At 44.1% G+C, this 14,236-nt stretch carries 13 protein-coding genes; 5 read left to right on the forward strand and 8 right to left on the reverse strand.

Going from position 1 to position 14,236, the window contains the following annotated elements:
- Positions 1–18 precede the first annotated feature (18 nt).
- From DVG78_RS15485 to DVG78_RS15505, 5 genes are all read right to left on the reverse strand, one after another.
- Positions 19–2,418 (reverse strand): TonB-dependent receptor, encoded by a 2,400-nt coding sequence (locus DVG78_RS15485; RefSeq protein WP_114461973.1) that lies wholly within the window; start codon positions 2,416–2,418, stop codon positions 19–21.
- 150 nt (positions 2,419–2,568) lie between these two features.
- Positions 2,569–2,922, reverse strand: coding sequence for a hypothetical protein (locus tag DVG78_RS15490; RefSeq protein WP_114461974.1), 354 nt, complete (start codon positions 2,920–2,922; stop codon positions 2,569–2,571).
- A gap of 22 nt (positions 2,923–2,944) precedes the next feature.
- Entirely contained in the window at positions 2,945–3,445 is a 501-nt protein-coding gene (locus DVG78_RS15495; RefSeq protein ID WP_114461975.1) for a copper resistance protein NlpE N-terminal domain-containing protein, read from the reverse strand.
- Complete coding sequence (locus DVG78_RS15500; RefSeq protein ID WP_147277094.1) at positions 3,442–3,936, reverse strand: hypothetical protein; 495 nt, start codon at positions 3,934–3,936, stop codon at positions 3,442–3,444. Before DVG78_RS15500 ends, DVG78_RS15495 begins: the two co-directional genes overlap by 4 nt.
- Before the next feature lie 11 nt (positions 3,937–3,947).
- Entirely contained in the window at positions 3,948–4,769 is an 822-nt protein-coding gene (locus DVG78_RS15505) for an NHL repeat-containing protein (RefSeq protein WP_147277095.1), read from the reverse strand.
- 157 nt (positions 4,770–4,926) lie between these two features.
- Here DVG78_RS15505 and DVG78_RS15510 point away from each other — a divergent pair, with 157 nt between their 5' ends.
- The 3 genes from DVG78_RS15510 to DVG78_RS15520 all read left to right on the forward strand — a co-directional run bounded on the left by DVG78_RS15510 (position 4,927) and on the right by DVG78_RS15520 (position 7,865).
- Positions 4,927–5,952: a sensor histidine kinase gene (locus DVG78_RS15510; RefSeq protein ID WP_114461978.1), complete on the forward strand. Its 1,026-nt coding sequence runs from the start codon at positions 4,927–4,929 to the stop codon at positions 5,950–5,952.
- Positions 5,953–5,968: 16 nt separating this feature from the next.
- Positions 5,969–6,676: a LytR/AlgR family response regulator transcription factor gene (locus DVG78_RS15515; RefSeq protein WP_114461979.1), complete on the forward strand. Its 708-nt coding sequence runs from the start codon at positions 5,969–5,971 to the stop codon at positions 6,674–6,676.
- A 616-nt stretch (positions 6,677–7,292) separates the two neighbouring features.
- Positions 7,293–7,865 (forward strand): helix-turn-helix domain-containing protein, encoded by a 573-nt coding sequence (locus DVG78_RS15520; RefSeq protein WP_114461980.1) that lies wholly within the window; start codon positions 7,293–7,295, stop codon positions 7,863–7,865.
- Positions 7,866–7,907: 42 nt separating this feature from the next.
- Here DVG78_RS15520 and DVG78_RS15525 read toward each other — a convergent pair whose 3' ends face one another.
- Positions 7,908–9,461 carry an acyl-CoA carboxylase subunit beta gene (locus DVG78_RS15525; RefSeq protein WP_114461981.1) on the reverse strand — a complete coding sequence of 518 codons (1,554 nt, stop codon included), beginning with the start codon at positions 9,459–9,461 and terminating at the stop codon, positions 7,908–7,910.
- Between the two features lie 121 nt (positions 9,462–9,582).
- Positions 9,583–10,440 carry a prephenate dehydrogenase gene (locus DVG78_RS15530; RefSeq protein ID WP_114461982.1) on the reverse strand — a complete coding sequence of 286 codons (858 nt, stop codon included), beginning with the start codon at positions 10,438–10,440 and terminating at the stop codon, positions 9,583–9,585.
- Between the two features lie 126 nt (positions 10,441–10,566).
- Between DVG78_RS15530 and ribD the strand changes: the two genes are divergently transcribed.
- Positions 10,567–11,628: a bifunctional diaminohydroxyphosphoribosylaminopyrimidine deaminase/5-amino-6-(5-phosphoribosylamino)uracil reductase RibD gene (gene ribD / locus DVG78_RS15535; protein WP_114461983.1), complete on the forward strand. Its 1,062-nt coding sequence runs from the start codon at positions 10,567–10,569 to the stop codon at positions 11,626–11,628.
- 87 nt (positions 11,629–11,715) lie between these two features.
- Here ribD and pyrG read toward each other — a convergent pair whose 3' ends face one another.
- A complete protein-coding gene (gene pyrG, locus DVG78_RS15540) occupies positions 11,716–13,401 on the reverse strand; it encodes a CTP synthase (protein ID WP_114461984.1) in 1,686 nt (561 codons plus the stop codon).
- Between the two features lie 207 nt (positions 13,402–13,608).
- Here pyrG and DVG78_RS15545 point away from each other — a divergent pair, with 207 nt between their 5' ends.
- Positions 13,609–14,229 (forward strand): DUF4230 domain-containing protein, encoded by a 621-nt coding sequence (locus tag DVG78_RS15545; RefSeq protein WP_114461985.1) that lies wholly within the window; start codon positions 13,609–13,611, stop codon positions 14,227–14,229.
- The last annotated feature ends 7 nt before the right edge of the window (positions 14,230–14,236 follow it).

Genomic DNA, 14,236 nt, shown 5'->3' on the forward strand with positions numbered 1-14,236 from the left:
TTAAAAATGGCGGGAAGTTTAATTCTCCCCACCCTTCTTATCATCGTTATTGATGCTCTTTTTCTGGCGTTGGGGCGCGTTGGTCATTTTACCGAATTCATACGAAAAACTGACTCTCCAGCCGCGATTAAAGAATTTACTGCCGCCTTCCTGCACAAAAGTGGGGGAAGAGAACGACATTTTTTGTTCAATAAAAGGAGCAAAGAAGTTATCCAATCCGGCACTGATTGAGCCTTTTTTCTTCAATACTTCTTTCTGTAAAGCAATGTTATAATAGGCATAGCCACTCATTTTCCCCTGCAACATCACGCGCGGAGAATTGAAAAACCCGAAAAACTGCGCTTTGAAACCTTTACCGAAATCATAGGTTGAATTCAGGTTGACACGGTACATCCAGTTGGCATTGCTTGCCTGCAAAGCGGGGCTATTCAATACGTTATAATAGAGGTTGAATGAGCCATTGGTTGAAAATTTCTTCTTGATTTTGGCCGTTCCGCTCAAAGTAAGTCCGTAAGAAATATTCTGCGCGATATTTTGAAAGGTAATATTGGCATTGCCTTCGCTGTCAACGGTGCGGATACGTTCCAGAGCGTTGTTGGTTTGGCGCATGAAAAACACCGCATTGACCGACGACTCTTTGATATATACGTTGTAGCTGGCTTCGGCGCTATGGGTGAGTTCGGGTTTCAGATACGGGTTTCCTGAATACGTCATTTTCGGCTCGCTGGCGTTGGCGTACGGATTCAAAAACCACAACATCGGGCGCTGAATACGTTGTGAATAGCTCAATTTCAATTTCTGGTTTTTAGGCAGATTTCTTGACAAACTGACGTTGGGAATGATATTGCCGTAATTATTAGAAAACGGCACGGTTCCCGACAAAAAAGCGGCCTGAATAAACGTGTGCTCATACCGCGCCCCGGCGTTGATTCCCCATTTGTTTTTGGAAGTACGCGAATAGGCAATGTAGGTAGAGGCCACCTGCTGATTATAGTCAAATACATTGGCCAAAGCGGGTACATCCGTAAAATTGGAAGAACCGTCGAGGGCCGTGGCTACGCGATAATCACTTTTTACGTTTCGTAAAATAGCTTTTGTTCCCATTTCCAAGGTGCTGACGCTGTCCAACGGATTTGTAAAATCAATTTGCACCGTTCCTTCGTAGTTTCGACTGGCGTTGGGGCTTTTTTCGCGGTAGTAGACGGCGTTTTCGGCATTCAATTGGTCGAGATTATAATAACTGTCTTCGGCTTCTTTGGAAAACATCGTCAGCACATTAAACTCTTTTTTCGGCTTTTTGAACGTCTTGTTGTAATCTACATTCAGCGTGCCGCCGTCCCAGTCGTAGATACGATACAATTTTCGGGTAAAAAGCGTTTTTTCGCTGCTGCTCGTGAAATTGTTGATGTAATCGAAGTTCATGGCATTTTTGCCATCGTAAAAATTGAGTCCGGCACTCAGGCGATTGAGGGAATCAATGTCCCACTCTGCCGAAATGGTCCCGTTCATGTTTTCGCCGCCGCCTCTGAAATAGGTATTTTGAAGCAATTCCGTTTTATAATTTTCAACGGTGGTGACTCGTCTCGTGTAATTTTCTCCCAAATTTCGCCATTTGTTGAAACCACCCCGGGCCGAAATTCCAAAGCTTTTTTTGCGATAATTGAGCGAGCCGTTGTAATTGTCATTCCAGCGGCCAAACGACGTAGTTGCTTTTCCGTTGATGCCTTGTAAATTGTTCCGTTTGGTAATGATATTGATGATTCCTGCGGTTCCTTCGGCATCGTATTTAGCAGACGGCGAGGTGATTACCTCAATTTGTTTGATGTCGTCGGCGGGAATGAGTTTGAGCACTTCGGCAATGCTCTTGGCCATCAAATTAGAAGGTTTGTTGTTGATTAACACCTTGATGTTGGAACTTCCGCGCAATTCCACATTACCGTCCAAATCTACCGCAATCGAAGGAATTTTGCGCAACACATCGCCCGCATTTCCGCCTTTAATGGTGATGTCTTTTTCAGCATTATACACCAAACGGTCGGGCCTGTCTTCAAACAATGCTTTTTGTTCCACCACCGTTACTTCGTTGAGTTGTTGGGCTGTCTGCGCAAACGGCAAAACGCCTAAATCCAAGTCATTGTCGGCTGTAACGGCCACATTCAGTAGGGTTTTGTCCTTGTACCCCACAAACGTAATCTTTACTTGATAGACCCCTTCTGACACTTTTGAAAACGTAAACTTTCCTGTTACATCAGACGTTGTACCTTCCACGATTTTGGTGTCTTTCATCAGGGCAACGGTGGCGAACTCAACGGGTTTGCGGGCGGTGGAATCAAGGACGAAACCCGTAATTTTTGATTTTTGGGCAAAAGAAGTCCCCATCAGCCCCATGCAAAGGGCTAGTAAGAATAGCTGTTTCATTGTTTAGAGTAGTTGGCTGTGAATTGGGTTGGTATGGCTGTATTTAGTGGTTATGAGAAATGGCTTTATGGTGGATACTCTCCTTTTTAAAATTAGTTACAGCAAAGAGTGGGATTTTTTTAAAGTGTTGCATGAAGCCCCAAATAAAATTTACAGCGCTTTCTTCTTCCCGTCTTTGTCGGTCATCGTAATGCTAGTGCCTTTCTTTTGGGCCAAGGCATGAATTCCAGGTTCGGTGGCATCATTTAAAAGAACCAAGCCTGAGCCAGCTTCACCTGCCCCCATTTTTACGCGTATGGCGCCTTTGGCATCCTTCATTCTAAAAACCACTTCTCCGTCGTCGTAGGATTGAATAGAGACGCGGGCTACGCCTTTTTTATCCACCAATTCAAACGCTCGAACCGTGATTTTTTCGTACACTTCATGGCGCGGCTTGGCGGCAAGAAAAAACAGTAGACCTACATTGAGCAGGCACATAAACAGCGCAAATCGTTGTGTTTTCATAGGAAGGAAGTTTAAAATGCAGTTAATCAGTTTTTATTTTTCGTTCAACACGGTTGAGCGTATAACTAAACAGCTCATTTCCGACCAACAGGTTTTTATTTTTATCCAGAAAAAAAAGGACATTTTCATCACCTTTCATTAGATAAACAGTTTCGTCGGGATTGTCGGATTCCAGTTGGTAAACCACCGTGTTGGGGTCATTTTTTGTGCCTTGCACAATCGACCAACTTCCTTTACGACGATTGGCTCGGTAAAAACTCCCGTCCAATTCATAAGTAGTAGGTTGCCGCGTTTGCGGGTCTTGAAGCAACGTAAGCGACCATTTGGTCTTAAAACATTCGGCCGATACCGACGCCTTTAGAAGTGTTGCCAATTCCTGACACGGGCACCTTCCCTCAAAAATCCCCATCACGCCCGCTCCCGTCGCAAAAACCCGCGTTGAGGTGATGGACGACGGTACATTTTGGGCACCAACCTCCGCCGACGCTATGCCTAAAAGGAAAAAAAAGAGCAGCTTTTTCATGGTCTGTTTTTGATTTTATTGAAGGTATAACTTTGACCTGAATTGCCAATCATCAAACTTTTGTCACTGTATAACAAGTGGATAACGTTGTCCTCCAGTTTCACAAACGACACCGACTTTTCGGGCTGGTCTGGATTTAATTGATACACTACCGCTTCCGAATCTGTCTTCGAACCTTTTACGATGGCCCATTTTCCTGCTATTTCTACTTTGGTTCCGCCCCCCACAAATCCAGAAGTGTTTGGCTGCCCTATTCCATAGACACAGCTTATATTGAAGGTGGTGGGAGCCCGCGTAGCTGAATCCTGATGGAGCATGATTTTCCATTTGGTAAATTCACATTCGGCCGTTAAGGGCATATTCAGCAACGGCCTGATTACGTTTCCGCACGGGCTACTTCCCACAAAAAAGCCAAATATGGACGATGTTTGTGAATAGCCGTTAATAAACATTGACAAAGATGTTACGAATAAAAAAAATACTTTCTTCATTAGGCTAATTTTTAAGACTTTACCACACGAACAACATTCAATTGATTGGTTTCCAAAATCCAAAGATTACCTTTTTTGTCAACAACCCCACCCGTAGGCATCCAACTAAAAGGGCTTTTATACACCACGAACACCCGACCATCACAGGTTACTTTTTTAACCATTTTTTTAGAGGTTACGGCTATGTAAACGTTACCCACAGGGTCATCCCACACCCCATAAATGCTGTTGTTCGGTTTTCGTTTCGGGTCTTCGCCCGTGATTCCGTCTAAATCCAGCGCCACCACTCGGGCTTTATTTCCCACTATCTTGCACAAATCGTTGTCGTCAACGTAATAAAAAGTACCGTCTTTGCCACAAAACTGACTGCGCACATCTTTGGTGGGCACCGTGGCAAGCCATTCAATTTTTTGGTTGGGCGACATTTTCATCCAATCGCTGCCGTTTTTGCTGCTCACCAGCCAATACATACAGCCTGCCGTATCACGCACAAAGCTATAATTTCGCAAAAAACCTTCGGCAGCAGGGCGCACTTTGCTAAACTTCCCTCTCGCATCGTATTTCCAGACATAATGCCCCCATTTATTTGTTGTTTCTCCTTCGTACCACAGATGTTCACCGTAAAGATTATCTTGGGCATCCATGTAGAGTTCGTGGGTATGCACATTGGGAACAACTAGCGTTTTCGAGTTTCCGTCGGGCGAAACTTTCCAGATACGCTCGGTATCCGTGTAAAAAATCTCACCCTTTGAGTTTTGAACTATGCCGATACCTGGATGGGCAACCGTAGTCAGCGCTGCCAATAAATACACCCATATAAGTTGCCATTTCATATCTTTATCCCGCTGTGTTTGACAATTCAAATCAACAAAAACAAGGCGTATCAATGAAAATAGTTTGGTAACAGGTTGAAAATTCTTGATGTCACGTCTTTTTATCGTTTGACGTAACTTTTTTGTTTCTGAATACCCTAATTTCCTAACTTTCACCATGGAAAAATTCTTCAGATACCGCCTCGACCATGTTCTCTTTTGGATTGCAACCATTTCTTTCCATGCCTACAATCGGAGTTATATCATCTATAAATTGAGTTTCGGTGATTTTGTGGGTGAGTTATTGGTCCGGAACATTCTTTTGGCGGGGGTTATCTACGGCAATTTATGGGTATTGATTCCTCGTTTTTTTAACAACAAACGATATGGATTGTATTTTCTGACCCTTTCAGGCGTTGTTTTGGGATATGTAGTACTCAAAAATCTGCACGATATGTATCTCTACGGATATGTTTTGGGGGATATAGAGCGGCGGTCGCTGCTCACCAATGCATTTTACAACGTATCTATTGCCGTTTTTTACGCCATTTTCAGCATGGCAATATGGCTGAGTCGAGAATGGTTTTATCAGCGAGAAATAGTCCAAAAAATCAAAAATGAACAATTAGCCACCGAATTGCAGTATCTAAAATCGCAGATAAATCCGCACATTGTCTTCAATACGCTCAACCTGATTTACGGCTCTATCCACAAAACAAACCCCGAAGCGCGACAACTCGTCCTGCAATTTTCAGATTTATTGCGCTATCAATTGTATGAATGTAACGTAGAAAAAGTGTCCATTGAAAAAGAAATCGACTACTTAAAAAATTACGTTATTCTGCAAAGATTACGAAAAAATGACAATCTCAACGTACATTTTACTCCCAACGAAAATATCACTGGCATCACAGTAGCTCCTCTGCTTTTTTCACCTTTTGTAGAAAATGCGTTTAAGTATGTCAGCAACCACGAAAACAAACACAATCATATTGATATTCAACTTTTTAGAAACGAAAACCTTTTAATTTTCAAGTGTGAAAATTCCAAAAATCAGCACCCTACAAACCCAATTTATGGCTCAGGAGGTATCGGGATTGCCAACGTAAAACGCCGCCTCGAATTACTCTATCCTCAGCACCACTCACTGAAAATTTCTGAGGAGAGCGATGTATTTAGCGTTGAATTAAGTATTGTGTTATAAATTCCGAAAACGCCCTATGAAAATCAACTGTCTTATTGTGGATGACGAACCCATAGCCCGTAAAATCCTACGGGAATATATCGAAGAATTTGACTGGTTGCAGCTTGTTGGTCAAGCCGAAAGCCCTTTAAAAGCCATTAATCTAATGGTACAATATTCGGTGGATTTACTATTTTTAGACATTGAAATGCCCCAAATGAGCGGGTTCGAATTACTCAAAAAGCTTACTAATCCGCCTGTGGTTATTATCACCACGGCCTATCCAACTTATGCAATCGAAGGATTTGAATTGGACGTGTTGGATTATTTACTAAAACCGATTTCGATTGACCGTTTTCTGAAGTCCGCCCTAAAGGCCAAGGCGCTCTTTGAGCAAAAAAACAAAGCTTCGTCGCCGACGATTGACTACTTTTTTGTAAAATGCGACGGCAACATTGAGCGTATAGAACTACGTGATTTACTATATGTCAAGGCATTAGAAAACTACATCATCATTCAGACCACCCAACGAAAATACATCACCTACCTGACAATGAAGGGTTTGGAGGAGTATTTACCTACCGAGCAATTTGTCAAGATTCATAAATCTTACCTTGTTCCCATTGCCAAGATTGACCGTATCGAAGGCAATGAGGTACACATTGGCAACGAAAAACTTCCGCTCAGTCGCACCCTCAGAGCCGATGTATTGCAGCGTATTGATGAGAAACTGATAAGACGCTGACCTATCTACTTGCCCTATTCTTTAATTTCGTTCCTTCATAGGGATTGTATTCATGTTTTTGACTTTTATAGCGCGATTCAAATTTTACGTTAGTTCACCCAATAACCTCGGGAGAGTCTCTTACTACGATGTTCAAAGCCCTAATTATGTTTAATTAGATTAAACATAATTAGATTTTTGGGGAAAATTCTTTTTTTGAAAGCAATTAAAAAATATACCTTTGAGACAAATTAAAGTAATTTTGTTTAATTTTAGATATATTCTAAATTTTCATCACTAAAATAAACAAAATAACCATCTAATCATTGTATTTGCTTCAACAGCGCAGGAGTACAAACAGAATTCATATCCCAGTAGATATTCAAACAAGTTAATAACTTGATTATTTTAAATGTTTTTGTATGTGACTCAGATGATTAAATAAAAAAGTAGATAACCATAAATAATTCTATTAAGTCGTTTTGTACATTGAATGTGGCACTAAAAATGCCGTTTAAAATACAAAACATCACTGAAACAGTATTAGCAAGCGAGTCAGAATGAAAAAAAATTACTACTCAACGATGAAGAAAAACATGGTAATTTTTCATTTAACCTCTAACTGCCATCAATTAGAATGAGCGCTTTACCCTCTGAAGAATTAACAAATAACGATGGAGAGAGTCCAACGTTAGAAATTAGAATTTTAAAGAAAGATGCGGAAACAGTCTTTCATCTTCTCTTACAAAGAGAAATTTCATTCAGTTGTTTTCAAGATAAAAAAGACGCCGACAATATTTTTTCATCTTCTCAAAAATCCCTCCCTACGCCCGTTAAAAAGGTAAATTTGAGTATTATTGAGCAGTTGTCAAGCCTGCATAAGGAGGTCACGAGTCATATCACCAACAAAATCCCCTCGGTTCAAGAAGCCTCTGAACGACTAGGGCTTAGCCCTTCTAAGTTTAAGACAATCTTTAAGAAAATTTACCAAGAACCTTATTATCAGTACTTTAAAACACAAAAACTAAAGCAGGCAAAAGTTTTGATTGAAAATGAGGAGTATTCGGTCAAAGAGGTTTCGGAATTGTTGGGTTACTCTGAACCCATTAAATTCATAATGGTGTTTAAAAAGAGATACAAAATCACCCCCGGAAAGCTGAAAACCAAATACCCGACAGAGTTTCATGCAGCCAAGAAACCGCAAATTTGATTTTCAGTCAGCCGTTGGAGTGATTTCCCTTTTCTCAGAATGCTACAATGGGATATTTCCGTGTTTTTTCTTGGGAAGGGTTGCCACTTTGTTTTCAAGCATTTTAAACGCTCGCATTAGTTTTTCTCTGGTCTGTTCGGGATAAATTACTTCATCAATGTAGCCCCTGTGCGCCGCACGGTACGGGTTGGCAAACTTTGTGGTATATTCCTGTACTTTTTCCTGCAATTTGGCCGCTGGGTCTTCTGCTTCAGCAATCTCTTTTTTAAAGATAATCTCCGCCGCTCCACTTGCCCCCATCACAGCGATTTCGGCCGTCGGCCAAGCGTAGTTCATATCCGCACCGATGTGTTTTGAGTTCATCACGTCGTAAGCTCCGCCGTAGGCTTTGCGGGTAATGACCGTTACGCGCGGCACCGTTGCTTCGCAGAATGCGTACAGCAGCTTGGCGCCGTTGGTGATGATGGCGTTCCATTCCTGATCGGTCCCAGGCAAAAAGCCGGGCACATCTTCCAACACCAGCAGAGGGATGTTGAAACTATCACAAAAACGCACAAACCGCGCCCCTTTGGTACTGGAATCAATGTCTAAAACTCCCGCCAAAACCGCGGGCTGATTGGCTACAATTCCGATACTACGGCCACCCAAACGGGCAAAGCCCACGACGATATTTTCGGCAAAATATTTGTGCACTTCCCAAAAACTGCCCGCGTCCACAATTTCGTCAATCACCTCGCGCATGTCGTAGGGCTGGTTGGGATTTTCTGGAATCAGTGTGTTCAGTTTAAGGCGTTTTTCATCCCCACCCGTATACGGAAGCATGGGCACGTCTTCCTCACAATTTTGGGGAATATAACTCAAGAGTCGGCGAATATCAGCAATACACTCCACCTCGTTGGCGCTCACAAAGTGCGTCACTCCAGATTTGGTAGCGTGGGTCATGGCCCCGCCCAGTTCTTCCGAAGTTACATCTTCGTGCGTCACGGTCTTGACTACGTTTGGCCCCGTCACAAACATATAGGAGGTATTTTCAACCATCATAATAAAGTCCGTGATGGCTGGCGAATACACCGCACCACCCGCACACGGCCCCATAATAGCCGAAATCTGCGGAATAACACCCGACGCCAGCGTATTTCGGTAAAAAATATCGGCATAGCCCGCCAACGACAACACCCCTTCCTGAATTCGGGCTCCACCTGAGTCATTGAGACCAATGACTGGCGCGCCATTTTTCATGGCTAAATCCATGATTTTACAGATTTTTTCGGCGTGGGTTTCCGATAATGAGCCCCCAAAAACCGTAAAATCCTGCGCAAATACGTACACCAACCTTCCGTCGATGGTGCCATAACCCGTGATGACGCCGTCGCCCAAATAATATTCTTTATCTAAACCGAAGTCTTTGCAACGGTGCATGACAAACTTGCCGATTTCTTCAAACGACCCCGCATCCATCAACAACTCAACCCGTTCGCGAGCGTGCAGCTTGCCTTTTTTGTGTTGTTGCTCAATGCGTTTTGCCCCACCACCGAGCAATGCTTCTTCGTTTTTAGTATCAAGGATTTGATTCCGGTTCACAGATTGATTCGTCATAGCGATTGGTTGGCTCGATTCAGGATGGTTTATAAATGTCGGTCACAAATTTAAGCGAGTTTATAGCTTAATCTAATGAGTTATGCGCCGAACATTTGCTAAAGAACTATAGAGAACCCGATTATTTGCGGTCAATACCCGACAGGATGCGCCGAATTTCGTTGGCTCTCTGCATAAAATCAACACTCGCCTTAATGTCGCGGTCGTCAATGAATGTTTTGTATTGTTGCAAAAACTCAATATAATCTCCCAACGCCCGCGAAAGATTTTCGCGGTTTTGGTCAAAAATGGGTGCCCACATCGCGGGTGAACTTTTTGCCAAACGCACCGTCGAACTGAAACCTGTACTCGCCATGTCGAAGATATTTTGCTCGTCGCGTTCTTTTTCCAACACCGTATATCCTAAGGCAAACGACGTTACGTGACTCAAATGCGATACGTACGCTAAGTGCAAATCATGCTCCGCCGGCGTCATGTAATGAATTTTCATACCGATATCTTTGAAAAGCGCTTCGACCAGCGCTACGCTATCGGCATCGCTTTTTTCACAATCGCACAAAATGACGTTTTTTTCGGGCAACAACTCCCGAAACGCCGCTGAAGGTCCTGAGTTTTCGGTTCCAGCCATCGGGTGAGCGGCCACAAAGCGATGGCGTTTTGGGTGCGCATCGGCCACTTCACAGATGAGCTGCTTGGTTGAGCCCAAATCTACCACGGTCGCGGTATCAGAAATCAAATCCAATACTCTCGGCAACAGTTCTACGATATAATTGACGGGTACAGCAAGCACTACCAAATCGGAATTAGGAATCGCTATTCCCATCGGAAGAACCTCATCTACAATGCCTTTGGCTACCGCCAAACGACCGTGAACATCGGAAGCATCCACCCCGATAAAATGCATTTTTGGGTATTTATCCCGTAACGAAAGCGCATACGAGCCGCCAAGGAGACCGATGCCGATAACTGTGGTAACCATTTTTTGAATTAATTAGAGAATCAGGGAGACGCTTGCTCCTGTTGGGATGCAAAAGTAGAAAGTTCCGGTTTTTAATCCGGCTTTTTGTTTCGTTAATTTGTCTCCTTCAAAAACGAATGATGTCTGATGACCGATTCTCTATCAATATTGGATAATGTATACATGCACCGCGCGTTGGAGTTGGCGGCGCTTGGGCGTGGCAGCGTCAGTCCCAATCCGATGGTGGGCTGTGTGATTGTACACAATGACCGAATCATCGGTGAAGGTTGGCACCAACGCTATGGCGATTGGCACGCCGAGGTCAACGCCGTCAATGACGCACTAACACAAAACGCGGCTTCTCTCCTACCAGAATCTACGATATACGTAACCCTTGAACCTTGTTCACATTTTGGCAAAACGCCCCCTTGCGCCGATTTATTGATTGAAAAGCAGGTAAAACGAGTCGTTGTTTGCAACGATGACCCTAATCCGCTCGTGGCAGGAAAAGGAATTCAGAAATTACGAGACGCAGGAATTGACGTTACGACGGGCGTATTGAACGAAGAAGGCCGCAAACTCAACGCCCGCTTTCTTACGTTCTTTGAAAAAAAACGCCCTTACGTCATTCTCAAGTGGGCCGAAACCGCCGACGGATTCATCGCCGACGAAGATAAACAACCACTCGCCATCAGTTGCCGACAATCGCGCACGTTGAGTCACCAATGGCGCACCCAAGAAGATGCCATTCTGGTAGGAACCAACACCGCCCTCAACGACAACCCTCAACTTAACGCCCGGCTGTGGGCGGGGCACAATCCCGTCCGAATCGTGCTTGACCGCACCTTACGACTGCCTCGTGCGCTTCATTTGTTTGATAATTCACAAAAAACGATTTGTTACAACGCCTTCACCAACGAAGCAGCAGGCGCAACCACATTTGTACAAATCAATTTTGATGATATGTTCCTCGATCATTTTTTTGACGACCTCCACCACCGCAAAATTCAATCTGTACTGGTGGAAGGCGGTTCTCAATTACTGCAAGCATTTCTGAATGATGGCCGTTTTGACGAAATCCGTATTGTAAAAAGCCCCAATCCCATCGGGAAAGGCACTTCGTCGCCGCTCTTGCCGCCAGGCGTTAGGTTCATGACGCAAGAAAAAATTGGGGTGGATTGGCTGACCTATTTTGAAAAAGAGGGATAAAATGACACTCCGCCGATTTTATACAACTAAAAAAGCCGATGATACCATCGGCTTTTTTAGTACTAAGGTATTTTAAATCCAAAACTTCTATTGTTCAGCCACCAACTCGTTGGTTTCGGGTACGAGCAATTGAGCCACTTCGCGTTTTTGATTCGCATTGTTCAACGCCGCTTTTACAAAATGAACAAACAGAGGATGCGGAGCCATCACCGTGCTTTTAAGCTCAGGGTGGTATTGCACCCCGATAAAATAAGGGTGTTTCGGCAATTCAATCACTTCCACCAAGTCATTCTCAGGATTAATTCCCGACAACACCATGCCCGCTTTTTCGAAGTCTTTGCGGAACTGGTTGTTGAACTCATAGCGGTGGCGGTGACGCTCGCTGATGTTTGATTTTCCGTAGATTTTATGCGCCAACGTTAGCGGCTGCAATTTACAGGCGTATGCCCCCAAACGCATCGTTCCTCCTTTGTTGGTAATGCTTTTTTGCTCTTCCATCATCCCAATAACGGCATGATCGGTTTCACTGTCCATTTCGGTTGAATGCGCATCGGCCCAGCCCAACACATTGCGGGCGTATTCGATGACCGCCATTTGCATTCCCAAACAAATTCCGAAGAACGGAATATTATTTTCGCGTACGTACTGCACCGCCGCGATTTTGCCCTCAATTCCTCGCTCGCCAAAGCCTGGCGCTACGAGTACTCCGTCCAACGCTGCCATTTTTTCGGCTGCATTATCTGGCGTAAGATGCTCAGAGTGAATCCATTCTATTTCCACTTTACACTCATTGACCGCTCCCGCATGAATGAATGACTCGGTGATGGATTTGTAAGCATCGTGTAATTCCACGTATTTTCCTACCAAGCCGATGCGAATCGTACTTTTGGGGTTTTTGAGTCGATCGACAAATACCTGCCACGCATCCAAATCTACGTCTTTGTCGTCGTAGATGTCTAGCATGTAAAGCACACGTTGGTCGAGTCTCTCTCTTTTCATCAAAAGTGGAACATCGTAAATCGTGGAAGCGTCCATGGCTTCAATCACCGATGCAGGCTGAACATTACAGAACAACGCGATTTTTTTACGCATTTCGACCGGGAGCGGATGCTCCGTGCGACACACCAGAATGTCGGGCTGAATACCTGACTCTTGCAACATCCTGACGGAGTGCTGCGTAGGTTTGGTTTTCAACTCGCCCGCTGAACTCAAATACGGAATCAAGGTCAGGTGAATTACAAGCGCGTCGTTGACGCCCAATTCGAACTTCAGCTGACGTACCGCTTCCAGAAACGGAAGCGACTCAATATCGCCCACACATCCACCGATTTCGGTAATGACTACGTCGTACTCGCCAGTTTCGCCGAGCAAAAGCATTCGGTTTTTGATTTCGTCGGTGATGTGAGGGACCACTTGAACCGTTTTCCCCAAAAAATCGCCGCGACGCTCCCGCATGATGACATCGTAATAGATGCGCCCAGTGGTGACGTTATTGGCCTGAGAAGTACGTACGTTTAGATAGCGTTCGTAGTGCCCTAAATCAAGGTCAGTTTCGGCACCGTCGTCGGTGACGTAGCACTCGCCGTGTTCGTAAGGATTGAGTGTACCTGGATCAACGTTGATGTACGGATCGAATTTTTGGATAGTGACCGACAATCCCCGTGATTGAAGGAGTTTTGCGAGGGAAGAGCCAATAATGCCCTTTCCCAAAGATGACGTTACGCCGCCCGTAACGAAGATATATTTTGCGGTTTTTTGCCCGTTAGCAGCCATGATTAGCAGTGAGTTTTTGACTGGTTACGGGATACAAAGGTACTAAAATTTGGCACTGAGGCACTATCAGATTTTACAAAGCACCTCTATTTTCAATGTAACACACTGACAATCAATATTAAAAAAAAATTTAAAAAGTTGAAAATAGTTTGTCGGTCACAATTTGGTTCAACTTTCTTACTTTTACTTTTCAAATCCCCGTCCCTTATGAGTGCTGTTCTTCGTCTGTTGCTGCGTCTGTTTCTTTTTGCGATTTTCACCGTTGGAATCATTTCGGTTTGGGAAGGTATGAAGACTGGCAAATGGTTTTCACTCGGTGCCGCTGGAGAGACCGAAACGACCCACGCCATGGTGCTTGAAGAGGTGCAAGCGATGGGAAAATTGGAGCTGGTGAGGTACAATTTTAAGGACATTGTAGAACACGAACAAAAACTCCAGTGGTTTCCGAATCCCAAAGCCATTTTGATTGTGCAAGGCGAAGCCATCGGCTGCATTGATTTAACCAAAATCACCACCTCCGACATCACGAGTGCCTCTGACACCGTCGTGGTGCATTTGCCTGAGCCGGAGTTGTGTAGCTATAAAATCGACCATACAAAATCAAAGGTCTACAACACCGAATATGCCTTTACGGAAGAGGCAAAATTGGTACAAGAAGCCTACCAACAGGCCGAAAAACAAATCCAAAAATCAGCGCTGGATTTGGGCATTTTGGAGCAAACAAAACAGAATGCCAACCTGATTTTGAAACCCGTATTAGAAAAAATATCGGGCAAAAAGGTAGTGCTGCGCTATCGCTTAAAAGCGACCATCCCCAACCCAAGGTAAGGGTCTA

This window comes from Runella aurantiaca, assembly GCF_003339505.1.
Lineage (GTDB): Bacteria > Bacteroidota > Bacteroidia > Cytophagales > Spirosomataceae > Runella > Runella aurantiaca.

Excerpts from the sequence above, each read along its gene's own strand:
- DVG78_RS15485 (WP_114461973.1), bottom strand. The coding sequence starts at position 2,418 with ATGAAACAGCTATTCTTACTAGCCCTTTGCATGGGGCTGATGGGGACT.
- DVG78_RS15490 (WP_114461974.1), bottom strand. The coding sequence starts at position 2,922 with ATGAAAACACAACGATTTGCGCTGTTTATGTGCCTGCTCAATGTAGGT.
- DVG78_RS15495 (WP_114461975.1), bottom strand. The coding sequence starts at position 3,445 with ATGAAAAAGCTGCTCTTTTTTTTCCTTTTAGGCATAGCGTCGGCGGAG.
- DVG78_RS15500 (WP_147277094.1), bottom strand. The coding sequence starts at position 3,936 with ATGAAGAAAGTATTTTTTTTATTCGTAACATCTTTGTCAATGTTTATT.
- DVG78_RS15505 (WP_147277095.1), bottom strand. The coding sequence starts at position 4,769 with ATGAAATGGCAACTTATATGGGTGTATTTATTGGCAGCGCTGACTACG.
- DVG78_RS15510 (WP_114461978.1), top strand. The coding sequence starts at position 4,927 with ATGGAAAAATTCTTCAGATACCGCCTCGACCATGTTCTCTTTTGGATT.
- DVG78_RS15515 (WP_114461979.1), top strand. The coding sequence starts at position 5,969 with ATGAAAATCAACTGTCTTATTGTGGATGACGAACCCATAGCCCGTAAA.
- DVG78_RS15520 (WP_114461980.1), top strand. The coding sequence starts at position 7,293 with ATGAGCGCTTTACCCTCTGAAGAATTAACAAATAACGATGGAGAGAGT.
- DVG78_RS15525 (WP_114461981.1), bottom strand. The coding sequence starts at position 9,461 with ATGACGAATCAATCTGTGAACCGGAATCAAATCCTTGATACTAAAAAC.
- DVG78_RS15530 (WP_114461982.1), bottom strand. The coding sequence starts at position 10,440 with ATGGTTACCACAGTTATCGGCATCGGTCTCCTTGGCGGCTCGTATGCG.
- ribD (WP_114461983.1), top strand. The coding sequence starts at position 10,567 with ATGACCGATTCTCTATCAATATTGGATAATGTATACATGCACCGCGCG.
- pyrG (WP_114461984.1), bottom strand. The coding sequence starts at position 13,401 with ATGGCTGCTAACGGGCAAAAAACCGCAAAATATATCTTCGTTACGGGC.
- DVG78_RS15545 (WP_114461985.1), top strand. The coding sequence starts at position 13,609 with ATGAGTGCTGTTCTTCGTCTGTTGCTGCGTCTGTTTCTTTTTGCGATT.